Here is a 20620-nt window from a genome sequence, read left to right as displayed (position 1 = left end):
TAATTGCAAGTATAAGTCATATAATATTATCTCGTATTATTTGATATCATCTAAAAAAAAGATGACGTTTCAAAGACATCTAGTTTATTAGGGAGGTTATCATAGTAAACAGAACTCGTGGTGAAAGTAGGGTCTGAGTTTAGAAAAATGGGAATTATTTTCAGAATATAATAATTTGGGCTTTGATCCACTTAGATGGTTACCTGATTGTTATAACGAGTTAAACTATGAAAAATTTGATGGTATTGCAGATGAATTCAAAAGAAGTAATTTAAGAATAATACCAAATCACTATAGCTATTTCCAGTATCCAGAAAAAAAAGATGTAGAAATAATTAGAAGAATTTACAAAATAGACGAAGAGTTCAGACACGAAGACCTGAAAACCAAAAAGGCCGTATCAATATTAAAGTATGATAAAAATATAGTTAATGACGACAGCCTAATAATTAGCGAGATTAAGAGAATATCAAACTCATTTGATACAAAAATAGAAGTAGACAGAGTATCTATAGTACCTACAAATAGTAAAAGGGATTTTCAATTTATCTTATTTGATCATATTAAAACTCAAAGAGGAACCAAAACTGGGTATACAATTGTTACTAATTCCAATACCCAAGCAACAGATGTTACTCAGCCAATAGAGTCTCCAATTCACATGGAAATATCATTTACCGAATCTATTAGCCTTTTAAATTTACTTGGGTGTTCTAAGGATATTAAACTTTATCCAATATATGATGCACCGACTGATGAATTATTAGATAATATAAGAAGAAATATTGATAGTTTTACAGCAAAATATAATTATACATTTGAAGATTATAGTTCATTAAAGTTGGGAGGTCTTTTTTTTGGTACTACGGCAGTAGGCAACACTCACAAAGAATTACCAAACAGATACGATTTAGTAGAACAAGATATGCAAATAATAGCAACCGACAGCTTGGGACTTTTGGCATGTCTTGGCTTGTACATAATCACCAATCTAGATGATATAATTTTTGAAAAAATGAACAAATATGGCATAGATAGAGAGAAAGTAATCCGATTAAAGGATATTGCTCTAAAAAATCTCATAGAGCCAAAGGTATCAATTGGGAAAATAATATCAAAATACCTGCCCGATTTTGAGAATCTATTTGATTTACAGTCTCATATACTAGTAACGCATCCTATCTCAAAGAATGGTGTTGCGTCATTTTTGGAACTATCAAAATTAATTAACAACGAAATAATAATTGACCATATTCCATATGTGGATAATGATATTAAAAATTTTGTATCAAAGGAGCACTTAATATCAAATATCAGTGCATCTACTCCTGATACAAATATGATAGTAGTATCAATAGACTTTGCCACAACCATTATGGAGGAGCTATCCAAGCATAAGTTTAATCCAACTATTGTAGGTAGAATTGGAAAATCAGGGAAAGCTGGAGTTAGCTTCAATAAGCAACAGACCTGATATTATTTTTTTAATTATCCATAACTGTCGATTAGTAGCTGTCGATTAGTAGCTGCAAATTTATAATTATGATTAAGAGCAAATATTGAATATTGAACAGCTAGGCAATAGAAGTGATTCTATGGTATGGTATGGTATGGTATGGTATAAGATATTAAAAAATCAAATGAAAAAAAGTGTGGCTGTTGGTAGAAGGCATACTATACTTGTATTTCGGTCAGCAAAAAGGCCATACTATGCTTGAAAAATGTAATGATATCAGCCCCAAAATTATAACATTTTATGATTATCTTCTGCAGATGACTAGCATTGAATATAGGAGGAGGAGGAAGGGACAGAGGGATGGAGGAGGAGGAAGGGACAGAGGAGGTGCAGGCACTCCTGGTGACCGAGGATCGCGTAGGCTTGCAAATACAATCAATGCAGATACATATGACTAGATCCAAAATTCAATATAGCACTCACGTCTTGTGGCTTAAATGCGAATTTCATTATATCATTAGACAGATCAATACATCCTAATGAGAATTAAAGTGTGTCTCTAGAGACACAAAACCTTAGATAATTAACCAAATATATTCTATGTATGTACAAATTTATTTAAATATCATAGCCTATGTGCTGATTTTATTCTGCTTATTTTAGAATTAGGGAGAACAGGGCGGCTTGAGATCATCTAAGATATCGACTTGAACGATTTGTTTTAGATGATAAACTACCTTGATGTAGTATTTTGCACTATTTAATGATGTTATAAAGTAAATGATTAGATACTGGACTAGAAATTGTAATAATAATGGTGCATTGTCATTCTAGGTATGATAATGAGTCCCACATCGATTATGCGTATAAAACATGAATTCTTTCTTTCTATTTAGAAGGTAGCGGCAGATCATCAGATAAAGCTTCTCCTGACAAAAGAATTTCAGACATTACAACAATTAGATGATTTATTTGTCTATAAGCTTCAATCCAATTATTTTCTCTTTCTTTTTCTTTTTCTCTTTCTATAGGTTTAGAGTTGATGGGTTAGTCACTCTTTAAATATGCAAGGCCTACTGGACAGACTCCATAGTTTAGGTAAATTGGGACCCACGGCCATTGGATCGATTCTGTTGAAGGTGGTGGGGGTGTCCGTTAGGCCAAAGCAGAGGTTTCTTGTACTTTCTGCTAGTTGAAAAGAGACTAAATTTTTTTGGTAATTCCTTAATTCAAGAGTCTATACTTACCATATAAACCGATACCGATGATGATACTGATACCGATGCTAAGGTCGGACTCAAGTTATTTACTCTTATCTCCATTATCATAATTTTCAATAATATGTTTGATTATTGATATGTTCAGGCGATATTTGTTTCTGAGTTTGGTGGTTGGGATTCGGAATCTGAAACAGGTCTTAATTCAACAGGAATACTAAAGCTAAAAGTACTGCCAATTCCATCCAGGTTGTTTGATGCCCATATTTTACCTCCATGTGCTTCTACTATGTTTTTTGAAATGTATAACCCTAAACCAGTTCCACTCTCTGATTTTGAAATAAATTTTTCAAATAGATGATTCATTACTTCAGAATCAATTCCATTACCCTTGTCACTGATGCTCACAACTACTTCTTTTCCGTCCTTTTTCCTTAATACTGTTACGACTATTTTCCCTTCTTTAGTAAACTTTCTTGCATTATTTAACAGGTTTAACAACACCTGTGATATTCTAGCCTTATCACCTTCTACTAAAATTGATTGATCAAATACAACTTTTGATTTAGTTTCATGGTCGAAATTACAATCGATTGATATGTTTTCTTCCTTTTTTTCTGCATTTATGGTGACGTCCTGAATAGTATTTTTAATAAGATCCACAAAATCAAAGTTTGAGACATCAAGATTTAATTTATGACTATCTATTCTGGAGACGTCCAGAATATCATTGGTTAGTTTTTGCAATTTCTTTGCGTTTCTATATATCACTTTAATATCATCTTTCAATTCTGACTTATCGATCTCACTTGTGTTATTCTGAAGAGTACGATTAATCAAATCAGAAAGTCCTAGAATGGGCTGAATTGGTGTACGTAGTTCATGGGCAGCTATATTAATAAAATCATCCTTGAGTTTTTCGTTCTCCTGCAATTTTTTAAGATTTTCTCTAATTAATGAATTCGCCTTTTTCAGATATATACTATATTGTATACTTGACATGATAAGTGCAATAATATTTACAAAATATCCCACGTCTTTAAGAACATGTGCCATATTGTGGGCAGTATCAAAAGACATAGCAGAAAAAGACATTACGACCTGTGTAAAAACATCAATTACAAGATACAAGACAAGGCCTTTATATACCAAATCTTTTTTTTGATAAAGTTTTTTCTTGTAATAAAAGAACAGGTACTAAACAAAATAGTATTAGAGGAGGTATTTCGTATGGCCTGTGCACCGAATAATTATCCAGAACAGATGCAGGATAAACCAAAAAGAGTGAGGACACAGCTGTTACTATTGCAATAATCCCCAGAATAGATATATAAAAAATCATACTATCTTTTTTTTCAGTAATGTTTTTCTTTTCAGTTACTTCTTTTGGAGTATTTGATGGAGAGTTGATATCATTTAGTTGTCCTATTTCTTCTCTTTGTGAAAGTGAGGAATATTTTAAAATAGCAATTAAGAGCATCGCCCCAAGGAATAATCGGCCTGCAAACCAAGTTTGGGGAATAAAATACTTTACAAATGATATATTCTCCATTAATGCATAAGATACTATAACATGGAACATATCAATAGAAACACTAATAAAAAATCCTATACCAACAAAAAGACTAAATCTGTCTCTTAGAACTCTATAACGCAAAATGTAATAAAATGATAGAGCCGAGCCTAATATTACAGCAATTAGTTCGATGTAAAAGTGATGTATTTCTGAAGAAATCCATAAAGTAGGATCTAATGAAATTGCCAAGATCAGAGACAGCAGTAGAGATGGCAATATTACTAGCTTGATTAGACTTGATAAAATGGAATCCGGGGAGAAAATATATGTAAGATTTTTCAAAATTATCATCTTTAAATAACGATCATAAAAAAGTTTGAGCAAGTATTTGACGGGTTAATAAATTCTATTAGTCTATTTGTTATTAATTCAAGTCCTAATTTGTTGTTTTCAATCCCAACGACAGTATAAATTATAGAATTCAATACTGTCAATTACCAACGATTGGCTTTGGATAACTTCTCTTTTATAATCGAGACAAATTGTTCACCGCTTAAGGGCTTTCTAGCAATTTCAGTTATTTTTATTTCAGGCAATGCTTCTACGAACTCGCCTACCAAATCCAAAGCAGTTATAAAAAGAATATTCAAATATGGATCTATAGCTTTAAACCTGTAGAATAGCTTTATTCCGCTCATCTCGGGCATTCTTATATCCATAACTGCCAAGTCATAGTTATGTGAATTTTTTTTTGCCAAGTTTTTTAGAGCTTCAATAGGATTTGAATAGGAATGTACTACATATCCTTCCTTTCTCAACAGTGCATGATATGTGTATAAGATATCCTCATCATCATCTATTAATAAGATATTGTACTGTTTGTTTTCCATTTTACTAGGTTGCTTGATTTCATTCGAAGGGGATTGATGCTTGAGGAGGAGGGCTTTACGTTTGTCTGGGGTTAATATTTTTCTGTTATTCATTATTGTGTAACAGGAATTAATATTTCTGCTATCCCCATCTAATGATAGTTTAATCTCAGATATTTCAAATTCTTTACTAAAGGTTGAATTAATTAATAAGGAATACAAGTTCTTTCCTATTACCAATCCATTTGATTTAGATAAGCTGTTTATTTTGGCGCACTCATTTACTACCGAGCCAAACAAGTCTACTTCCTTGTTATTAGAGCCCAGGGCGACCTCTACCAACCCATAATTCAGACTAATTCTATAATTGATTGGGGGCAAGTCTTCTTCTGCTAATTCTTGATTCAAAGGTTTGCATGATTTAATCATTGAAGTGCTGCAATCAAAAACGTCTTGCAATGCCTGTTGATTACGGAGATTTGATGTTTTTGGAAAGTAAAAAAACAAATTATCCCCACTATTTTTAACAATCTTTCCATTATATTGATTAAGTATGGCACTCATGGAATTCAAAAAAAGCGAATAATATTTTCTTAACTTTTTAGGGTCTTTTATTTTCGCAGTTTCTTGAGTGGAATTAATTATATCTATAAATCCTATGCAATATTGTTGTGTGAAATTAATAAAATTTATTTGTTCTTGACTACTTTCCTTAGTTAAACTATTTGAATTGGTGTTTGAACTTGGAAGGTCAGCGCTGGGATTATTGAAAGTATTTTCAAAGTTATTATCTTTATCGTAATTAGATAGATTGTTTAATTTATCTATCATGTTTATATGGATAATATAGATCACGTACTATTTATGGTTTTTGTTTATTATTGCAAATAAATACCAATATCGGTATAGCAGCCTCATTTTAGTGAAAAACTTGCAATAATGGTCATTGTAGTTCAATAGCTTAAGCTAACATAGCTTATTAAAACAAGATTTAAAAATATTTCTATTTGTAACACTACAATGCTGTTATATAGATCAAAAAAACGAGAACAGATATTATATATCACGGATTTTTGGATGTTATGATGAAGGTCGTAAGACTTGCCCTTTATGTCAATAACATCCAATTCTATCAACATAATTATTCCATCATATCGTCAATTCTTTTTAGTAATTCTTCAAGTTCAATTGGTTTTTGGATAAACAAATCTCTGCTTAATTGGGAATAGTCTTTTTCTCGAAATTGTTGATAATATGCCTCGCTAGCGGTCAAAAAATATATTCTAATATTATTGTCCATTTCCTTTATTTTCTTGTACAAATCAAAACCATCTAGATGTGGCATCTTGATATCAAGGAGTGCTATGTCATAGTAATTTACCTTAAATTTTGACAACGCTAAACAAGAGTCATTGAACGTATCCACTTCAAATCCATGGATTTCTAATATGCGTTTAAAAGATAACGTAATGTCATCTTCGTCGTCTACGATAAGAATTTTTATTTTATTTTTTTGATTTTCATTTCATTAACTCATCCCAGAACTATTTTGAATCAGGTCGGTCTTAATTAATGGGATTTTAAAAGAGAAAGTTGCACCTTTCTCATCTTTATTATTTTCAGCCCACATACTTCCACCATGAGACATAATGATATTTTTACAAATGTACAAACCCAATCCAGTACCTTGAAACGATCTAGTAGAAAATTTGCTAAAAAGATGAGGAAGGATTTCTTCTGATATCCCGCTTCCCGTGTCTTTAATTATTATTTCTGCATAGCCGTACGTATGTACACTAACTCCTTTTGATATCTTAAGAGTTATCCTGATCAATCCATCTTTTTCAATGAATTTTATAGCATTGTCGAGCAAATTTGAAATAACCTGAATAATTCTTTCCTTATCAGCATGAATAAGAGCATCCGGCCCCAAGTCTTCATTTTGTAAGGTATAATGTAACTTTATACGCCTTTTATAAGAAGTGAGTTTTTTTAACTGTCTTGTGTAATCCTTGATGATGGTAGTTAATAAATCGTTTAAGTTAAAAGTTTCTTGATGCAACAAAAGTTTGTTACCTTCAATCTTGGTAACATCTAAAATATTTTTTATCAGAACGTTGAGTCTTTTGGCATTTCTATGAATCGCTTCTATAGATTCATTCTTATTGATATCATATTTTAACAAATTTGCAAAAGTCAAGATACTTTGTGTTGGAGTTCTTAGCTCATGAGCAGCAATATTTACAAACTCATCTTTTGCTTTGTCTGCCAGTCGCAGCTTTTTTATATATTCTTCTTTGAGATTGTCGGTGTCTTTTAGTTTTTCATACAGTTCGGTTTGTTTCCATAAAGTTTCAAAAATGGTAACAAATGATATAACATTTGGTTTACTTGTAGAAGATATTGCAGAGCCAATAGCTTCGGTAAACTTTTGCTTTTTGTCATTCTTTAATTCCACTATCAGCGAGTACTTTTTATCCACGACCAATATATTTATCCTCGCATCAAATGGCGATTCAATACGTCTAACTTCAATATTGTCGTTTTGACTTAGATTATCAACTCATTTTCTGCATGACTAAATGATGGAGTAATTATTCTTATTTTTATATTTCTTCTTGAAGCATCTATCAAAGATTGCATTATTCCGTCGTTTTCCTCTCTCATAAAAACAGTTGAAGTTGTAAGAATAAGCATTATCTCGGTAGCACTAGATTTTAAAACATCAAAATAAATTTTCTTTATTTCAAAAGGACTCTTAATGACATCTACAATTTCGGGAACTATGCCCTTCTCAATTTCATCAATCTTCTCTGTTGCAGAAATAGATTTATCCCATAGGTTCTCAAAAAAGAAATTATGTTGTTCTACAACTGCCTTTGAATTACTGTACACAACTTGAGACAATAATCGTAAATTTTTCATTGTCGCCGATGCAATGTACTCGTTTTCATTTACCGCAAAATTTCCTTTTAGGCCGGGTAAATGATGTACTGCAGCTATCTTCAATAATTCTTTACAAAAAGCAATATTTTCTTTAGTTACCTCGGTAATAAATCTAGATTTCACATTTCTTTTCTTCAAGTCAAACATCCCTTTATTAAAAACTTCTATTCCGATAGCGACTGAAGGCCAGTACTGGTCTGCACAGATTAAAAGATTATTTCTAGAATTATTTAAGACATTGAGGATGGTTTTAGTGGACTCTTCTAATCCTTCTGCAGTACCTATTTCCTCCATGTTATCTAAAAAGTTACTCATACATATTAATTTTTTATATAAAATGGTAGTAAATGGCATAGAATGTTTAATAATGACAATAACATAAAAGACATGTGTAATTTTAGCTTAATACTATAGAGTTCCAGCTTTTGGATCGGGGATTCTTATTATTCTCAAAAACAAGAACACGTCTATTATTCTCAATTTTCTTGAGAAAAATGTTGTGCCAAGTGATGTTACGGTAGAATTATATTATATGTTTTATTTCTATTTCTTATTACTTTTTTCTGATAACAAATCTACTTATCCTGAAAAATCCTTATATATTTGAATATTTTATTTTAAATACAATATCGTGAAATACTCCAGCTTCAATTCATATTGTCATAGGTGCATAATAAATGCATGAGCGAAAGTTGCATGAGGAAAACGGATATTTGAGAGATAAAAGTTTCCATGGTGAAGGCAAGGAAACCTCTAACAACGATACTTCAAAATTTATCAATACCATAAGAGGAACCAAGTCAAAACGGGAAAGGACTGAGGTTATATATGGAAGTGAAAAAACGACCCAAATGATCTTAAAAGTTATTGATAATACGTCAATTAAATGGGACAACTACACAAACTCCCAAGGACCTTCCATTGGGATGGGAGTTAACCCCATAAGAAATGGTTTTATAGATGCCTATAAAAGGGGAATTATAATACGCTTCATTACGGAGATTAGTAACAGTAACTTACGTTATTGCGAAGAATTTATGAAAATTGCCGAATTGCGTCATCTCGATAATGCAAAAGGCGGGATGGCGGTAACTGAAAAGGAGTATATAGCTACTGCTAACCTACAGGAAGCACAACCGGTTGCCCATCTAATTTATAGTAATGTTATGGAAATTGTTGAACAACAGCAAGAGGTTTTTGAGAGCCTTTGGGAAAAAGCTATCCCTGCTGAGCAGAGGATTATGGAAATTAGAGAAGGATATCAGAGAATATCCACAAAAGTAATTGACAATTGGAATGAAATTCATAAGATTATTAGCAATCTAGCGGAGACATCCGAAGAAGTATTGATTTGTTCAGATATGAGCATGCTTAGATTAGCATATCAGTCTCTTTTTGACGTGTACCAGAAAATAATAGACAAATATGAGAAAAAGCATCATGAGGGAATTAGATGGATAATCTCAATAAATGGAAAAGAAGACATAGAGATAGCGAGATTGTTTATGGATATCGGAATTAAAATAAGGAACATAAAAAGTCTTCCTATTGTTAACTTTTTGGTTACCAATAAAATACTTCTCGCGAATATTGAAAGTAATGATACTATAACCGATGGTAAACAAATAAAGAATATGCTAGCTAGTAACGATCCTTTTCATATTAAATATTATTCTTCAATCTTTGAAGATTTATGGAAAAATAGTACCGATGTAAAGGATATCATTAATGATATTGACATGGGCTATGATCCAGAGAGAATAGATATTCTTTCAAAGTCTAAGAATATACACAGTCTCTATCAAACAATAGTACGTTCTGCCAAAAAGGAAATAATGATTATTTTTCCATCCGCTGGAGCCTTTATAAGACAGCACAAGCAGGCTTGATTCCATCTATCTTTGAATCCGTAAAAAATAATAATATAAAATTAAAGGCATTAGTGCCTTCCGATCGTAGAATATCTTTGATTATACAAGAACTCAAAGCTGACAAAGATCTATTGACGTCAAAGTCTTTCGATATGGAGTTTAGAGTTATTGAAAACTTTTTAGAGACCAAGTCAACTATTTTAATAGTAGACAAAAGAGTTTCCTTGGTAATGGAGTTAAAAGATGATTCTAAAGATTCATTTTATGATGCTATAGGATTATCAACTTATTCAAATAGCAAGGCAGGTGTTTTGTCATATGTACTTTTCTTTGAGAATTTATGGGAACAAACCGAGATTTCAATGAAGTTAAAAAAAGCCAATGAGAAATTAAAGGAAAGTGAAGTACTACAAAACGATTTTATTCATATTGCCGCTCATGAACTGAAAAATCCATTGCAGCCAATATTAATGATGTCTGATTTAATTAAGTCTATTTTAGATCAAGATATACTTCATGATGGCAAAGACGAGATAAAGGTCAGTCGAGCTCATTTAAATGAGTTAGTGGATATTATTATTAGAAATACTAAAAAGCTCTCCCAACTAACCAATAATGTACTAGATATAACTCGAATTGAGTCTAATTCTCTTAGATTAGAGAGAGAATTAGTGGATATTAGGAAACTCTTATCTGAGAGCGTCTTTGATTTTAACAATCAACTTAATTTAGACAGGAACAAGTATCTTATAGATCCTCACATTGATGATGGAGAATTGAAAAATAATCCTCCTAAACTATTGTTTGTGGAAGACGAAGTTGAAAATTCATTTAATGATTCTCGCTCAAAGATACAAAGCTGTTATGTTGAGATTGATAAGTCTAGAATTTTACAGGTTCTTACGAACCTCATAGATAATGCTCTAAAGTTTACTGATGAATATGAACAAATTATAATAAACACAGAAAAATTTAGAACAGAAGGTTCGGATTTTGTAAAAATTTCTGTAAAAGATACAGGTAAGGGTATCGATTCCGAAATATTTCCCAAACTATTCTCAAAATTTACTACCAAATCAAGTAAAGGAACGGGATTAGGCTTGTACATCTGTAAAAATATAATAAAAGCACACGGCGGTCAAATCTGGGCTGAGAACAACCTGAATGAAAAGGGAGCTTCTTTTGTTTTTATAATTCCATTATCACCTATATTGCCTTATTATGGAGAATAAACTATTTTAATTTATAGTGGTATAGATGATTTATTTATATCAATACAAATCATAGTAGTATGAATATTTTTGAAATGATTCTGGATCAGGAGTTATTGATTACTGATTGAACGACCTTGTTCAACTTATCTAAAGATACAGGTTTGCTAATAAATTCATCAATTGAGACCCCATCATTCAATTTGGAAAGGATATCTGATTTTGTTATATCTTGTGCAGTAACAAAAATTACCTTTATATTTGGATTAATTTTTTTAAATTGATTAATCAATTCATATCCATCCATACCGGGCATACGTATGTCAGACATCACTAGATCGTATTTTGAGTAGTTCACTTTAAATTCATCTAGTGCCTTAATGGGATCTACAAAAGCAGAAACTATTAGTCCAGATAATTCCAATGCTTTCTTATAAACTACAAGCAAATCCATTTCATCATCGATAATTACTATACAGTTTTTATTTTTGGAATCTGGAGATATATTCTGTGACACGGTATAACAGATTTGTATAATGCTGATATATATAAAAATATTCAGAATTATTAATGACATATATTGGATGACGATTTGATATTTATCTATATTCGTCGAAGATGACAACAATCCTCTTAACGATGATATAGGCGTATTCCTTAAACATAGATGTGGAATGAGTATGTTTCATCTAATACAGGGTGGCTAACGATAAATTTGTTGATTAAGAACTCGTGCTTATATTAATAATATCGTGATAAATATAGATATGATCCTAGTATAGGGACGACCGGAGAATTTTACTAGAAATGAATCTGAAGATACGGTTTGTGAATTTGGTATACGTATTATAATTAATTTTGTGCTAATAGTGTAAATAGTTTAAATTATCCTAATTTTATGAGAATATCTATATTAGAATCGTAGCCTAGTAACAAAATTGGCTCCAGAATCGATCCTAAAATAATCCGTAAAATATAAAATTTATTACTTGGATATTTTTATTGCCTTAAAAAGACTAATTACATTAAACAAATATGTGACGATATTTACATAAAGATCTTTAATAAAGTAACGAATAAAAAACAAGAGATATTAGTCACAATAGCATTCAGGCAGTAATTAAAAAATTGATCGAGTGAACTCGATCTAATATTGTCATATAAGAATTTGATAAAATATGATATGGTAAATATAATGTATTGTTATGAATGCAGATCATCAAAATTTTAAAAATAATTATTAACTTTGGATATATGCATACATATACAAATGAATGAACCCGATATGATACAAAACGATTCAAAATAAAAGGTAAAAGTGATCATGTTGGGTTGATTGGTAGGTTGATTGTAAGCTTACTTTAACTTTAACTTTGTTGGAGCTTTTAAAAGCCAGCAAATCGGTTTGTCATCACTAAAAGAATATCCACCTACATCTATTGTTATTACTGTATAATAGTAAATAGATAATGTTATTCCCAAGTGGTTCCATTTAATTTTGCATATTTTAAATATGCATTATTCCTATCTAGTCCTTCTGTATTGGCATTTCTAAGATTTGCCTCAACGAAAATGGTCTTGTACATACTGCTTTGTCTAAAATCAGAGTTTTGCAAATCTGACCACATGAAATTGGTATTGCTTAATTGGCTTTTAGAAATATTAGAATCTTTTACTGTAGCGTACATTATCAAAGCTTCAGACATATCAGAACTTTCGAAATTAGTTCCTGTTAAATTGGATTGTACGAAATTTGTGCCCATCACTATTGAATTTGTAAAATTACATTCAGCAAAATTAACACCGTTAAGATATGTTTTAGAGATATCTTTATTTGAAAAATCAGTTTCAGTAAAATCTAATTTTAAAGTTAGATTTTTTAACCGCCACTCATTAAATTCGTTTACATTTTCCTCAAGAAGTAGTGTTAAGCCCTCATCTTGTTTGGGATCAGCCATTTTATATACTATATTTAGAGAATCAATATTAATTTGTCGATTTTTTTGGTTGCCAGTTCATCTATTAGCTGAAAACTAATCATATCATATTCCCTGTTAATAATTGACAGCCTTCTTCTTTCTTGATTTGGATTGGCAATCATCCAATCATCCACCGGTCAAGCTTGTAAACTTATTAGTTCTTTTTACATGTGCAATATAGTCTAAATTCGCCAGTGCTATCATGACAGATTCTCTTACCTCTTCGCTCTCATCATTTAGTGCTCGCTCAAGGGTTTTTCGTGATTGCTCGGATCCTATAACTCCCAATGCTACTGCGGCTTCGTGTCTTACAAAAAAACTGGGATCATTTAAGACGGCTTTTGATAGAACATCTATTCCACTTGTATATCCTAATTGGCCTAGAGAAAAAGCTGCTTCGTGTCTTACAAGCTGGTCTGAATCATTTAATAGAACTTGTCCGATAGCTTCAATGGCTTTTTCTCCAGAGATATCTGCTAGTATGCATACGGCTCTAGTTCTTATTACATAATCCTTATGATCAACTAGATTCTTAAAATACTCCTCGTCTTTATTATCAAAGTGTTGTTCCATTTCCATCAACAGGTCTAGTCTATTATCCAAATAGATTTAGAAAAATTACAAGGATTTATAACGGTTTGTAAAATTCTCCCTAACGATAATTTATTATCTATCCCTTTTTTCTAGCAAAATCACATTAAGGACAGTCAAACGCCTTGATTCAAAGAAGACTAATTTATAACATTACTTTAAATCTACAAATATAAAATGCATAATCTTATCCATAAATAAATGCGTGTAAGATACTGGAGGCTTAGCCTAGATGATTTAAGAAATGGAACTTATCCTATTGACAATGTAAATCATTGGGAGATTAAATGTTTACAAGGTGATCACGAGCATTTTGGTGTATTTTGGTATAGATATGGAACTCCATTTGATAAGGAACCTGTTAATGGAATATGTTTCTATTACAACGAGATACCTGTTGAAAAGGTAAAAGATATCGCAAATTTTCTCAGTTCAAAGTTTGGTGGCCATATAGCCTATAGACAAACAAGGGCATTCTTGCAAGGATCTAAAGAATTTGCAGACAAACAATCTATAGCCCAACTTGCGGAACAACTGAGTTCAAGATATAACGCACCGATTGAGATGACACTTGAATTTGAGAGAATAGATAAAGACCAACAAGAAAAAATAATAACTTTGCCCGCTGCCAAGGCATTACCTATAGTAGGCCCCGATTAAATTTTTTTTGTCTTTATAATTTGATATTCAAACCAAGATACCTATATATTATTTAAATCTCACCGTTTAATTGGCCTTGTAACCATGAATAAGGAAAAAACATTTGTCGAAAAAAAATTGAGAGGGTCTGGAGGATATGCAATTGCAAAGGTTAGTGACGATGAACAAAAGAAAGCAAATTTAGGCGGTCCTGAGCTTTTTTTGGCAGGCGTAGGTAAGTTAGATAATGATAGATTTAAAAAATATTATTGTAATAAATGTGAAAAAGAATATCAGGGAGCACCAAATCTTGAATTTGAAAACCCTAATGAAGATTTGGGTGAGAATATAATACTAAAAGAAAAAGGAGAATACAAATGCAAAAACTGTGATTATATTATAGCCCAGTATAGAAAATTTGATGAATCGAAAGATAATGCTACCTTAGAATCAAAAGATCAGAATGAAAAAGAAAAAGAAAATGGGAATAAAAGTTATGACGAGGTAGTAGAAACAGAAAATAAAAATGAAAGCAACAATAAGAGCAGTATTAACCCAATTAACTCGATCAATCCAACTGAAAACAGCGATAATGATAAAGCTATTCCAGATTTAAAATCCACTTATGTGCATATTGAAAAAATAATCGGAATGTCAACTTATGATAATAATGCACACCTAATTGGCAATGTACAAGAAATAGGTTTAAGAAAATTATTAGATGGAAATGTTGAATTTAGTTTCAAGATAAAAGATTCAAATAATGAAATTAGAGAGATAGAATGGAATAAGATTTCTAAAATAGGAGACATAATTATTTTGGCAGATCAGAGTTTACAAGATAGTGAGAACAAATCAAGAGGTTTGAGAGATGATATTAGTAACGTTAGTGGTGATAATAGTAATATAAACACCAATAGTTCATCATTAGCATCATCATCATTAACAGGAAAATTAGATACTAAAACATGTAAAAATTGCAAATCCCCTAATGAGGCAGAATCCGTTTTTTGTGAGGAATGTGGAAAAAAACTAGAATGAAATAGAGTTTATTTATTTATTTATTTATTTATTTTTCAATCCAATTCTCACATCCACTACTCGTGACCCACGGCCTTCTTCTAGGACCAGTAACGGATTAATATCAAATTCTTCGATTTCTGGAAAATCTACAATTAACTGAGATAATCTCAGCAAACAATCAATTACTGATGAAATATCTGATGATTTTTCACCTCTCACACCTTTCAATAATGAAATAGTTTTGATTGAATCCACCATTTCCCTAGCTTCTGATTCAGAAATAGGAGCCAGTCTAAAATTTACATCCTTCAAGATCTCAACATAGATTCCTCCTAATCCAAACATCAGTAACGGCCCAAATAATTTGTCTTGTTTTGCACCAAGGATTAATTCTTTGGAATTGGTTACCATTTCCTGAACCAAAATGCCTTCAATTCTTGCGTTCGGATTATAATTTTTTACATTAGACATGATAGAACTATATGCATTTCGAACATCATCAGTATTTTTTAAACCAATTTTTACACCGCCAGATTCTGATTTGTGTATGATGTCTTTTGAAGATATTTTCATGACTACAGGATAACCAATTTCCATTGCAGATTTAACTGCATCATCTTCAATATTTACTAGCACACTCTTTGGAACTGGAAATCCATATGCTTGAAGTACAGCATAGCCCTCATCCTCTAGAAGATTTGTTCTACCTTGTTTGTAAACACTTGATATAACACCCCTAACCTTCTCCTTATTAACGGAAAAAGAAGGCATCGATTCCTTTTTACTATTTAACCAATTACTAAACCTATACATTGAATCTAATGTTCTTATGGCAGGCTCTGCATACATAAAATGAGGCACTTCTCCTTCTGACAATATAGACTTATTTTCAACACCTTCAGCTAAACCCATTAACGCAGCTAACATGGTCTTGCCACTATTTTTTGATGTTCGAATTATTGTTTTGGCTAACTCATTATAATCTAAAGTCGCAGATGGAGTACACATTGTTACTACAGACCCAACGTTAGAATTAGCTAATACTTCGATCAATACTTTTTCAAATCTATTGAAATCCGCATCTCCTACTATATCAACGGGATTTCGAGAGGATCCATGGGGCGGGATAACTCTAGATATATTTTCCCTCGAATTAGAAATATCGGCCATTTGTATGTTGTATTTGGAACAAGAATCGGTGGAAATAATTGCAGGTCCACCTGCATTAGAAACAATTACTACTCCCTTATTATTCATTGGTAAAGGTTGTTTTGAAAAAGCGGTTGCTAATTCGAATAATTCCTGCATTGTATCTACACGAATCACACCAGCTTGCTTAAACACAGCATCGTATACTTCATCTGAACCCATCAATGCACCTGTATGAGACATTGCGGCCTTGGCGCCTTCTGGAGTCCTACCAGATTTTAAAACAACAATTGGCTTTCTTTTTTCTAAAGTAATTCTTTTAGAAGTATTCATGAATCTACGTCCATCATGGATATCCTCTAAATACATCACGATTACTTTGGTATAAGGATCATCTTCTAATAATTCAAGTATATCAGTTTCATCCATATCTACCTTGTTTCCCATACTAATTACTTTGGAAAAGCCTATTCCCTGAGCTATGGCATCCTCTACCGTTGCTGCGCAAATAGCACCGCTCTGAGAAACAAGAGCTATTTCGCCATGTTTAGGAGTAATTTTCAAAAATGTTAAATTCATAAGATTTTGATCGGTAAGACTCATTATTCCAAGACAATTTGGTCCTATTATTCTGATTCCATATTTTTTACCAATGTCTTGTACTTGTTGTTCTAATTTTGCACCAGTTTCGTCAACTTCTTTAAAGCCTGCAGAAACAATTATACAAGATTTTATATTTTTTTTCCCTATTTCCTCCATGACTGCAGGAACAGTTCTATTAGGAGTGGCGACTACAGCAAGGTCAATGTCGTCATCTACATCAAGGACGCTTTTGTACGCCTTTATACCAGCTACAGATACACTTGATGGGGTAATTGGATATATTTTTCCCTTATAGCCGCTCAATATATTTGAAAAAATAGCTTTACCTACTCCAGGTTTTTCTGATGCTCCTATTACAGCAATAGAAGATGGTGAAAGGAAAATGTTCTTTAAATTTTCATTACTCAATAAAAAAAAGTAATACCGTCTGGTTATAAAAATATTAAAAAAATTTAGTTTTTATATTAAAGAAATATTTATCATCATAGCTAAATGTCTTCAAATAAGTTGACAATAGATATTGATACTCATGGGCTGATAAGCGATCTGCAGAAATTGATAAAAATTCCGAGTGTTTCTGCAAGAAAGCAAAATTTGGAAGAGTGCGCTAAAGAGATCGTTGTAATGATGAAAAGAATAGGAATTGTCCCAGAGTTGATATATTTAGAGGATGATAAAAATAATTCTGTACCCCCTCCCCTAGTGTATGGAGAGATCAAATCCAAATCAAATCCCAATGGCAAGACCTTATTATTTTATAATCATTACGATGTACAACCAGAAGAACCCAAGGAATTATGGGAATATGAGCCATTTGAAGGTAAAGTAGAAGGTAATCTGATTTATGGGAGGGGTGCTTCTGATGATAAGGGTGAACTTGTAACCCGATTAAAAGCGATAGAATTTTTTCTAAAACAAAGAGGCGATGTTCCAATAAATATAAAGTTTCTAATCGAAGGAGAAGAGGAGATTGGAAGTAATAACATATCAAAATATCTAAAAAGATATAATACAAAATTCAAGACTGACGTGGTCATTTGGGAATTTGGATATATAGATCAGGAACAAAAACCTATTATCAGTTTGGGAATGAAAGGTCTTTTATACGTAGAATTGACGGCACAGGGTGCATCTAGAGATGTTCATTCTAGTTTAGCCGTTTTGATAGAAAATCCTGCTTGGAGAATAGTCCAAGCGTTATCAACATTGGTAGATAGAGAAGGAAATATTTTGATAAATGATTGGTTCAAAGAAGTTAAAGAATTATCTGAAGAGGAAAGTTTGGTTGTAAACAGCGAACCATTTGATGAGGAAAGTTTTAAAAATGAATATGGAATCAGTAAATTTATCAATAATCTTAGTGGCAAAAAAGTTAAGAAAGCATTGACTTGTGAACCAACATGTAATATATCTGGATTAAATTCGGGATATTCAGGACCTGGCGCAAAAACTATTACACCTTCAAAAGCAATGGTCAAGATTGACTTTCGTTTGGTTCCAAATATGGACCCAAACCTCCAGTTTAAAAGGTTAGAGAAACACCTAGTAGAAAATGGATTTGATGATATCAAAGTTACACTTATTCATGGAGAAGCCGCTGGAAGAACTGCATTAGATAATCCGTATGTAAAAATAATTGGAAAATCTGCAAATGAAATTTTTGGAGATTCAATAATATCAATTTCATCTGCGGGTACGGGACCCATGTATGATTTTATTGATTTACTAAAAGCCCCTTGTATTTCTATTGGTGGGACCTATATATTTTCAAGAATACATTCACCCAACGAATTTGCTAGGATCGACCTTCTTGAAAAAACTACTAAATGTATGATAAAAATTATCGATAATATTTCAACGACTGTAACATGATATATTTTTTGATTTTACTTATAAGCATGAAACAAGCTTTTACTAATATTGGGTTTTGAAGATAAGATAGACAAAGAAGACTACCTGAAAGATTGGAAAGAGACAGTAATAGATAAGGTGCAAGAAAATGATGACATAATAAAGATAACAGAATACGTACTTCATATTGCTAGAATTATCGACTATCCCGACCTGAAAATTTCAGATTATATGAATATGATGGATGAGATGGGAAAAGAGTTAAAATCACAAATAAAAAATACAAAAAGTATGAGACCAACCCACCTTATTGAAAAATTAAATGAATTTTTCTTTGACGATAAGAAATTTCAACCAAATGTTAGTGACTATTATAACCCTATCAATAATTATTTAAATATAGTATTAGAAAAAAGGACAGGAATTCCAATAACGCTATCATTAATCTATATTCACCTTGCTACTTACATGGATTTTAAACTCCATCCCGTAAATTTTCCATCCCACTTTTTAGTCAAATATGTACTAGACGAAGATACGGACGAATCTATAGTAATTGATACTTTCAATAAAGGTCGAATAATGGATGACTATATCTTACAAGATCTTTTGAACAAGGCATACCCTAAATCTACGATTTCTTTGTCTAATAATTTGATGAAGAAGACTAATTCATCACAAATTTTAATCAGAGTTTTGAATAATTTAAAAAATGGATACATGGAAGTGGATGATTTAAACAAAATAATGAAAATAAATGAAATGATTCTCTCCTTAGATAGTTCTAGTTCTGAAGCACTAAGAGATAAAGGTATAATTTTATACAGAAATAAAAAATATCAGCAGGCTTTAGAAATTCTTTATAATTATATAGATTTGAATCCAGAAGCAGACGATATTGACAGAATATTGGAATTAGTAAAGCAAATTAGAAATACGCTTACAAAGTAGCTGTGAAATTATAATTGATCTTGACTATATTCTTGAAATAGATTTGGAAATTAGCAGTATTATGCAGTTGGAAATATATAATGATCTGCTGACGGGCATTTTAATTTCTCAATGTGGGACATTGTTTGACAAAATTAATAATTTGATAAAGCCACAAACCACAATCTATAATCAATAAAGTCTATATCGGACTTTGCATATTGCTAGAATATAAATAGTAGTTAAATAGGAATAAAATCCAACCTAAATTTATGTCAAAATTGGCATTTTTTCTTCAAGTGTTAGATCTTAAATATAGCAAATAATGAAAACCCGTTAAATGATCAACATGATGTACGTATAGATTCAGCTGAAGATTAAGTAAATGTGATAAGCAAGCTCGGTCATGCTACAATGCGATAAATTTCCTACGAAATCAAAGATAAACTCTTTCTTACATAATATGCCACTGATGATCTATTATACTAACTTGCACTAATTATATCAAATCTAATAAATTTACACATTCTTGTTTATTTTGATAAATAAATCTTTAGCATTTTTTCTGGCTTCTTCAGTTATTTCTTCGTTAAAAATAGTATTGCTCAAAGAATCAAGGATTACTTGCCACTCTTGTTCAGTTAATTGAATATTCTTCTTATCAATATTACCCATGGTAAAATTTTTCAGTTTTTCTGTAATAAAATCTTATTTGCTTTTAATATAATGGGGTATTCAAGTATCATAAATGAATTAGACAGACAACAAG

The 20620-nt window shown here is 31.5% G+C and carries 21 protein-coding genes; 8 read left to right on the top strand and 13 right to left on the bottom strand.

The window, feature by feature from the left end:
* Positions 1-175 precede the first annotated feature (175 nt).
* A complete protein-coding gene (locus AB0A59_RS00355) occupies positions 176-1474 on the top strand; it encodes a hypothetical protein (RefSeq protein ID WP_458745486.1) in 1299 nt (432 codons plus the stop codon).
* A 206-nt stretch (positions 1475-1680) separates the two neighbouring features.
* Positions 1681-1914, top strand: a complete 234-nt coding sequence (locus AB0A59_RS00350; protein WP_458745484.1) for a hypothetical protein — start codon at positions 1681-1683, stop codon at positions 1912-1914.
* A 903-nt stretch (positions 1915-2817) separates the two neighbouring features.
* On the opposite strand, the gene AB0A59_RS00345 is transcribed toward AB0A59_RS00350, so the two are convergent.
* The 6 genes from AB0A59_RS00345 to AB0A59_RS00320 all read right to left on the bottom strand — a co-directional run bounded on the left by AB0A59_RS00345 (position 2818) and on the right by AB0A59_RS00320 (position 8319).
* Positions 2818-3768: a sensor histidine kinase gene (locus AB0A59_RS00345; protein WP_458745483.1), complete on the bottom strand. Its 951-nt coding sequence runs from the start codon at positions 3766-3768 to the stop codon at positions 2818-2820.
* 46 nt (positions 3769-3814) lie between these two features.
* Entirely contained in the window at positions 3815-4531 is a 717-nt protein-coding gene (locus tag AB0A59_RS00340; RefSeq protein WP_458745481.1) for an MASE3 domain-containing protein, read from the bottom strand.
* A gap of 152 nt (positions 4532-4683) precedes the next feature.
* On the bottom strand, positions 4684-5889 hold the full coding sequence (locus AB0A59_RS00335) for a response regulator (protein ID WP_458745479.1): 1206 nt from the start codon (positions 5887-5889) through the stop codon (positions 4684-4686).
* Between the two features lie 310 nt (positions 5890-6199).
* Positions 6200-6550, bottom strand: coding sequence for a response regulator (locus AB0A59_RS00330; RefSeq protein WP_458747632.1), 351 nt, complete (start codon positions 6548-6550; stop codon positions 6200-6202).
* Positions 6551-6586: 36 nt separating this feature from the next.
* Positions 6587-7540: a sensor histidine kinase gene (locus AB0A59_RS00325; RefSeq protein ID WP_458747631.1), complete on the bottom strand. Its 954-nt coding sequence runs from the start codon at positions 7538-7540 to the stop codon at positions 6587-6589.
* Between the two features lie 68 nt (positions 7541-7608).
* Positions 7609-8319, bottom strand: a complete 711-nt coding sequence (locus tag AB0A59_RS00320) for a hypothetical protein (RefSeq protein ID WP_458745477.1) — start codon at positions 8317-8319, stop codon at positions 7609-7611.
* 362 nt (positions 8320-8681) lie between these two features.
* Between AB0A59_RS00320 and AB0A59_RS00315 the strand changes: the two genes are divergently transcribed.
* Both AB0A59_RS00315 and AB0A59_RS00310 read left to right on the top strand, forming a co-directional pair.
* A complete protein-coding gene (locus tag AB0A59_RS00315; protein ID WP_458745475.1) occupies positions 8682-9893 on the top strand; it encodes a hypothetical protein in 1212 nt (403 codons plus the stop codon).
* Positions 9890-11107 (top strand): sensor histidine kinase, encoded by a 1218-nt coding sequence (locus AB0A59_RS00310; protein ID WP_458745473.1) that lies wholly within the window; start codon positions 9890-9892, stop codon positions 11105-11107. Before AB0A59_RS00315 ends, AB0A59_RS00310 begins: the two co-directional genes overlap by 4 nt.
* 85 nt (positions 11108-11192) lie before the next feature.
* Here AB0A59_RS00310 and AB0A59_RS00305 read toward each other — a convergent pair whose 3' ends face one another.
* From AB0A59_RS00305 to AB0A59_RS00285, 5 genes are all read right to left on the bottom strand, one after another.
* Positions 11193-11603, bottom strand: a complete 411-nt coding sequence (locus AB0A59_RS00305) for a response regulator (protein ID WP_458745471.1) — start codon at positions 11601-11603, stop codon at positions 11193-11195.
* Between the two features lie 839 nt (positions 11604-12442).
* Positions 12443-12568: a hypothetical protein gene (locus tag AB0A59_RS00300; RefSeq protein ID WP_458745469.1), complete on the bottom strand. Its 126-nt coding sequence runs from the start codon at positions 12566-12568 to the stop codon at positions 12443-12445.
* On the bottom strand, positions 12559-13044 hold the full coding sequence (locus tag AB0A59_RS00295) for a pentapeptide repeat-containing protein (protein WP_458745467.1): 486 nt from the start codon (positions 13042-13044) through the stop codon (positions 12559-12561). The genes AB0A59_RS00300 and AB0A59_RS00295 overlap by 10 nt, the downstream gene beginning before the upstream one ends.
* A gap of 14 nt (positions 13045-13058) precedes the next feature.
* On the bottom strand, positions 13059-13187 hold the full coding sequence (locus AB0A59_RS00290) for a hypothetical protein (RefSeq protein ID WP_458745466.1): 129 nt from the start codon (positions 13185-13187) through the stop codon (positions 13059-13061).
* A 4-nt stretch (positions 13188-13191) separates the two neighbouring features.
* Entirely contained in the window at positions 13192-13668 is a 477-nt protein-coding gene (locus AB0A59_RS00285) for a HEAT repeat domain-containing protein (RefSeq protein WP_458745464.1), read from the bottom strand.
* A 189-nt stretch (positions 13669-13857) separates the two neighbouring features.
* Here AB0A59_RS00285 and AB0A59_RS00280 point away from each other — a divergent pair, with 189 nt between their 5' ends.
* A complete protein-coding gene (locus tag AB0A59_RS00280; protein WP_458745463.1) occupies positions 13858-14316 on the top strand; it encodes a hypothetical protein in 459 nt (152 codons plus the stop codon).
* 84 nt (positions 14317-14400) lie between these two features.
* Positions 14401-15336: a hypothetical protein gene (locus tag AB0A59_RS00275; RefSeq protein ID WP_458745461.1), complete on the top strand. Its 936-nt coding sequence runs from the start codon at positions 14401-14403 to the stop codon at positions 15334-15336.
* A 24-nt stretch (positions 15337-15360) separates the two neighbouring features.
* On the opposite strand, the gene AB0A59_RS00270 is transcribed toward AB0A59_RS00275, so the two are convergent.
* Positions 15361-17478, bottom strand: a complete 2118-nt coding sequence (locus AB0A59_RS00270) for an acetate--CoA ligase family protein (RefSeq protein WP_458745459.1) — start codon at positions 17476-17478, stop codon at positions 15361-15363.
* An 84-nt stretch (positions 17479-17562) separates the two neighbouring features.
* Here AB0A59_RS00270 and AB0A59_RS00265 point away from each other — a divergent pair, with 84 nt between their 5' ends.
* On the top strand, positions 17563-18942 hold the full coding sequence (locus tag AB0A59_RS00265; RefSeq protein ID WP_458745457.1) for a M20/M25/M40 family metallo-hydrolase: 1380 nt from the start codon (positions 17563-17565) through the stop codon (positions 18940-18942).
* A 48-nt stretch (positions 18943-18990) separates the two neighbouring features.
* Positions 18991-19872 (top strand): SirB1 family protein, encoded by an 882-nt coding sequence (locus tag AB0A59_RS00260; protein ID WP_458745455.1) that lies wholly within the window; start codon positions 18991-18993, stop codon positions 19870-19872.
* A 498-nt stretch (positions 19873-20370) separates the two neighbouring features.
* On the opposite strand, the gene AB0A59_RS00255 is transcribed toward AB0A59_RS00260, so the two are convergent.
* Entirely contained in the window at positions 20371-20526 is a 156-nt protein-coding gene (locus tag AB0A59_RS00255) for a hypothetical protein (protein ID WP_458745454.1), read from the bottom strand.
* Positions 20527-20620: the final 94 nt, after the last annotated feature.

It is taken from the genome of Candidatus Nitrosocosmicus sp. T (assembly GCF_054408485.1).
This window is presented reverse-complemented; position numbering and strand designations above follow the sequence as displayed.

Coding starts and splice junctions, on each gene's coding strand:
- AB0A59_RS00265 (WP_458745457.1), top strand. CDS start 17,563: ATGTCTTCAAATAAGTTGACAATAGATATTGATACTCATGGGCTGATA.
- AB0A59_RS00320 (WP_458745477.1), bottom strand. CDS start 8,319: ATGAGTAACTTTTTAGATAACATGGAGGAAATAGGTACTGCAGAAGGA.
- AB0A59_RS00275 (WP_458745461.1), top strand. CDS start 14,401: ATGAATAAGGAAAAAACATTTGTCGAAAAAAAATTGAGAGGGTCTGGA.
- AB0A59_RS00315 (WP_458745475.1), top strand. CDS start 8,682: ATGCATGAGCGAAAGTTGCATGAGGAAAACGGATATTTGAGAGATAAA.
- AB0A59_RS00255 (WP_458745454.1), bottom strand. CDS start 20,526: ATGGGTAATATTGATAAGAAGAATATTCAATTAACTGAACAAGAGTGG.
- AB0A59_RS00345 (WP_458745483.1), bottom strand. CDS start 3,768: ATGTCTTTTTCTGCTATGTCTTTTGATACTGCCCACAATATGGCACAT.
- AB0A59_RS00280 (WP_458745463.1), top strand. CDS start 13,858: ATGCGTGTAAGATACTGGAGGCTTAGCCTAGATGATTTAAGAAATGGA.
- AB0A59_RS00295 (WP_458745467.1), bottom strand. CDS start 13,044: ATGGCTGATCCCAAACAAGATGAGGGCTTAACACTACTTCTTGAGGAA.
- AB0A59_RS00290 (WP_458745466.1), bottom strand. CDS start 13,187: ATGATTGCCAATCCAAATCAAGAAAGAAGAAGGCTGTCAATTATTAAC.
- AB0A59_RS00335 (WP_458745479.1), bottom strand. CDS start 5,889: ATGATAGATAAATTAAACAATCTATCTAATTACGATAAAGATAATAAC.